General features: G+C 60.9%; 4 protein-coding genes and 2 pseudogenes. 4 read left to right on the forward strand and 2 right to left on the reverse strand.

Annotation, left to right across the window (positions count from 1 at the left end):
• Positions 1-79: 79 nt before the first annotated feature.
• Both F8N49_RS28700 and F8N49_RS28705 read right to left on the reverse strand, forming a co-directional pair.
• On the reverse strand, positions 80-952 hold the full coding sequence (locus tag F8N49_RS28700; RefSeq protein ID WP_370695130.1) for a methyl-accepting chemotaxis protein: 873 nt from the start codon (positions 950-952) through the stop codon (positions 80-82).
• A gap of 30 nt (positions 953-982) precedes the next feature.
• Positions 983-1,705, reverse strand: a pseudogene (locus tag F8N49_RS28705) (MCP four helix bundle domain-containing protein); the annotation flags it as partial.
• A gap of 277 nt (positions 1,706-1,982) precedes the next feature.
• Between F8N49_RS28705 and F8N49_RS25695 the strand changes: the two are divergent.
• The 4 genes and pseudogenes from F8N49_RS25695 to F8N49_RS28715 all read left to right on the forward strand — a co-directional run bounded on the left by F8N49_RS25695 (position 1,983) and on the right by F8N49_RS28715 (position 4,549).
• On the forward strand, positions 1,983-2,213 hold the full coding sequence (locus F8N49_RS25695) for a hypothetical protein (RefSeq protein ID WP_016772015.1): 231 nt from the start codon (positions 1,983-1,985) through the stop codon (positions 2,211-2,213).
• Positions 2,210-2,512, forward strand: a complete 303-nt coding sequence (locus tag F8N49_RS25700) for a cell division protein ZapA (RefSeq protein ID WP_016772014.1) — start codon at positions 2,210-2,212, stop codon at positions 2,510-2,512. The genes F8N49_RS25695 and F8N49_RS25700 overlap by 4 nt, the downstream gene beginning before the upstream one ends.
• 144 nt (positions 2,513-2,656) lie before the next feature.
• Positions 2,657-3,634 (forward strand): annotated as a pseudogene (locus F8N49_RS28710) (cache domain-containing protein); the annotation flags it as partial.
• A 207-nt stretch (positions 3,635-3,841) separates the two neighbouring features.
• On the forward strand, positions 3,842-4,549 hold the full coding sequence (locus F8N49_RS28715; protein WP_372241051.1) for a methyl-accepting chemotaxis protein: 708 nt from the start codon (positions 3,842-3,844) through the stop codon (positions 4,547-4,549).
• The last annotated feature ends 74 nt before the right edge of the window (positions 4,550-4,623 follow it).

Genomic DNA, 4,623 nt, shown 5'->3' on the forward strand with positions numbered 1-4,623 from the left:
CATACGCTGTTTTTGGGGCGGCTTCGCCACCCAACGGGGATAAATCCCCTCACCACAGGGGAAGCTCCAGCGAGGTGTGTTACAGGCTGAACCGCCCAACCATGTTGTTCAGATCCAGCGCCAACCGCGACAGCTCATTGCTTGCTGCGCTGGTCTGATTGGCGCCGGTCGCCGACTGCACCGACAGATCGCGGATGTTCACCAGATTGCGATCGACTTCCCGCGCCACCTGCGCCTGCTCTTCGGCGGCGCTGGCGATGACCAGGTTGCGCTCGTTGATTTCGACGATGGCGCTGTTGATGGTGTCCAGCGACATCCCGGCGCCACGGGCGATGTTCAGCGTCGATTCGGCGCGCTCGGTGCTGTTGCGCATCGAATCCACGGCGTGTTCGGTGCCGCTCTGGATGCTGCCGATCATGCGTTCGATTTCGCTGGTCGACTGCTGGGTGCGATGGGCCAGAGCGCGCACTTCGTCCGCCACTACGGCGAAACCACGCCCGGCCTCACCGGCGCGCGCCGCTTCGATCGCTGCGTTCAATGCCAGCAGGTTGGTCTGGTCGGCGAGGCCACGAATCACGTCGAGCACCTTGCCGATGTCGCGGGACTCATTGGCCAGGTCGCCGATCAGCGACGCGGTGCTCTGCACATCGGCGCTCATGCGTTCGATGGCGCTGACGGTTTCCTGCACCAGATCACGACCGTCGCCCGCCGAAGTGGTGGCGTTTTTCGAGGCTTCCGAAGTGCTGACCGCGTTGCGCGCGACCTCTTCGACAGCGCTGGTCATCTCATTGACCGCAGTGGCGGCCTGCTCGATTTCGTTGTTCTGCTGGGTCAGGCCGCGAGCACTTTCATCGGTGACGCTGTTCAGCTCTTCCGCAGCGGACGCAAGCTGTGTGGCCGAACCGGAGATGCGCTGCAGGGTGTCGCGCAGCTTCGATTGCATCTTCGCCATCGCCGCCAGCAGGCGCCCGGCTTCATCTTCGCCATCGACATGGATCGGCTGGGTGAGGTTGCCTTCGGCGATGGTTTCCGCCGCCTCGAGTGCCTTGGAAATCGGCTTGGTAATGCTCACGGTCAGCAACCAGGCGAACAGCAGGGTCAGGCCGCTGGCGATCACCAGCAGAGTGACGACCAGATCGAACGACATCGAGTACTGATCCTTGGCGCCCTGATCAGTCTCGGCAATTTGCTGGGTATTGATCTCCAGCAGACGCGCAAGTGCGGTGTTGACGGCCTCTGAGTTGCTCAGCAAATCGTTGTTGAGCATCTGCTGCAACTCGGCGATCTGGTTGTTGCGCGACAGGGTTTTCATGCGTTCTTCAAGCTGACGGTACTGCGCCAGCAATTGCACGTACTGATCGTACGCCGCACGCTCCTGCGGGCCTTCGATCAGTGGCTCGTATGCGCGTTGCGCATCGGCGATCTGGCGATTGCGCAGGTCGAACAGCTCGATGGTTTTCTGCTGCACGTCGGGTTCGCGATTGATCAGCAAACGGTAAGAGAGCACGCGCAGGCGCAGGGTCAGTTGGGTGAATTCGTCCAGAGCCTTGATCGATGGCACGCTGGCGGTGGCGATGTCTTCGCCGGCCGCGCGGATCTTGCTCATCTGGTTCAGCGCAAACACGCCGAGGATCAACATCAGGCCGCCGATCAGGGCGAAGCCGGTGAACGCCCGTGGGGCGATATTCATATTGCGAAGGGACATGGGCGGATACCGAAAAGGGCCGCATCCATGCGGGCTGAGACTGCTGTATGGGTGACTTATCGGTCATACGACTAAAGTCTTGAGGTGGTGTGCGTATTTGTCGCAGACAGGCTTGAGCGACGAAGTGCAGGAACCAGATCGACCAATCACAGTCTTTTAAACTCGCGAGAAGCTTCGCCACCCAGGAAAATCAAGGCCTTGCGCCGGTTTAACCCTGGCATCCGTGGTGACTTTTCTTTATCGTACGCGCCCTTTGAAAAACGCTTGGAAGATCAAAATGTTGGAAGCATCCCTCAGCCAATTGGAACAGCTCGTCAGCGACCTGGTGCAACAGAACCAGACCTTGCTGCAGACCAACCAGACCCTGTCCACGGAACTGGCCCAGGCCAAGGATGAAAACGAAAACCTGCAGCTGAACCTGATGGAGCAGGAAGAAAAACACGGCGCCACCGCCGCGCGCATTCAGGCGCTGGTTGATCGCGTCAATGCCGGTCCTGTCAGCGCATGAACCACGGCACAGCAGGGGTAAAAGTCATCTCCATTCTCGGCGAGGACTATTCGATCAAGGCACCGGCCGGGGAAGAACAGACCCTGCTGGACGCGGCGATGATGCTCAAGGCCACGCTGGAAGACACCAAGCGCAAATACCCGACGCTGATCGGCGACCGTTTGCTGGTGCTGGCGGCGATGAATCTGTGCTCGCAGCAGATCGAAATGAAAAAGCAGCACAAAGAAGAACTCGAGCGTTATCAAGAGCAAGTCAGCGCCACGGTCGAGACGATTGCCAAGACCATCAGTCAGGGCTGATGGGGTTGCGCACAACCAGGGAATAGATTGTCGGTTTGCTTGTATACAATCGGCACGGCTGTTGCAGTGTTTCGGCCACTTATTCCTTGGGGGTGCTCCATGCAATGGTGGCGACGCAGTATTCAGTGGCAGTTGATTCTCGGCATGGGCGCGGCCCTGCTGATCAGCATCGTGATTGTGGTTGGCATTTATACCCTGGTGGTCAACCGCCTCGCCCAGAGCTATCTGGTCGAACAAGCGCTGCCGTCGAGTATCGAAGCGACGCGCAACGATATCGAACGCATCCTCGTGCAGCCGCTCACCGCCGCCAAGGACATCGCCAGCAACACTATGGTGCGTGACTGGCTGGCGACAGGCGAGGACAGCAGCAAAACTGCGCTCTTCGCGCAGTATCTGGAAGGCATCCGCGCCGAACACAAGGCCTTCACTGCGCTGATTATCGGCACCGAATCCAATCACTACATCACTGAAAAAGGCCTGGACCGCACCCTCAGTCGCGCGAAACCGGCCGACGCCTGGTTCTATTCCTTTCTCGACAGCAATCAGCCGCGCACCCTCAATATCGACAACGACGGCGCGACAGGCGAGCTGGCCCTGTTCATCGATTTGAAGGTCGAGCAGGCCGGCAAAGTCGTCGGTGTCGCCGGGCTTGGGCTGAGCATGAAAGAGCTGTCGGAGCTGATCCACAACTTCAGTTTCGGTGAACGCGGCAAGGTCTATCTCGTGCGTTCCGACGGTTTGATTCAGGTCCATTCTGAGGCGCAGTTCAGCGGCAAACGCACCTTGACCGAGCAGATCGGCGCCAACGCGGCGCAAGCGCTGATGGGGCACAAGGAGGCGGTCAACAGTAGCTTCGAACGCGACGGTGAAGACTTCCTCGCCTTCAGCCTGCCGCTGCGCGATCTCGGCTGGACGCTGGTGGCCGAAGTGCCGCAGTCGCAGATCTACGCCGAAGCACGGAAAGCGATGTGGATGAGTGGCGGCATCGGTCTGGTGGTGGCGTTGGTCTGCCTGGCGTCGGTGGTGTGGCTGGCGCAGGGGCTGGTGCGACCGATTCGACAAGTAACACGGGCGCTGGTGGCCATCGGTAGCGGTGGTGGAGATTTGACTCACCGGTTAGATTCCAGCCGTGCCGATGAGCTGGGCGACCTCGCGCGCGGCTTCAACCGTTTCCTCGATAGCCAGCGCGCGATGATCGGCGAAGTGCTGACCACCAGCGAGCGCCTGCGCACGGCCGTAGGGCAAGTGGCGACGGTGGTGGACAACACCGCCGAGCGTTCCGGCCGGCAGCAGGAAATGACCGACATGGTAGCCACCGCCGTCCACGAAATGGGCCTGACCGTGCAGGAGATCGCGCAAAATGCCGGCAACGCCGCGCTTGCCTCGCAAACCGCGCGCGATGAGGCGTTGCAGGCACGGGAAGTGGTCGGTGGCTCGATCCGTCATATCGAAAGCATGTCCGACGAGATCGGCGTGGCGGCAGGGGCGGTGGGTGAGCTGGCGCAGCAAGTGGCGTCGATCGATTCGGTGCTGGCGGTGATTCGTGGCGTTTCCGAACAGACCAATCTGCTGGCACTCAACGCCGCCATCGAAGCCGCCCGCGCTGGCGACATGGGCCGTGGCTTCGCGGTGGTCGCCGATGAAGTGCGCACCCTCGCGCGCAGGACCCAGGCCTCGACCGACGAAATTCAACTGATGATCGGCAGCCTCAAGCAAGGCGCGGAAAACGCCGTGTCATCGATGCGCACGGGCCAGGCCGCGACTGGCACCGGGGTTGAATCGAGCCAGCGGACCGGCGCGTCGCTGACGGCGATCACCGGCCAGGTCGAGCGCATCAGCGATATGAACCATCAGGTGGCGACGGCAACCGAAGAGCAGTCGGCGGTGACTGAAGAGATCAACCGCAACGTGCAGGGGATTTCCGATCTGGCACGGGCGACGGCGGGGGAGGTCAGGGCTTGTCGCGAAGACTGCCAGATGTTGCAGAAGCTGGCGGATGATCTGGCGCGGCAGATGGGTGGGTTCAAGTTGAGCTAAAGGATCAAGATCAAAAGATCGCAGCCTTCGGCAGCTCCTACAGGGGAATGCGGTTCCTGTAGGAGCTGCCGAAG

Origin of the sequence: Pseudomonas sp. GXM4, assembly GCF_008923895.1 — a bacterium.
Taxonomy (GTDB): domain Bacteria; phylum Pseudomonadota; class Gammaproteobacteria; order Pseudomonadales; family Pseudomonadaceae; genus Aquipseudomonas; species Aquipseudomonas atacamensis.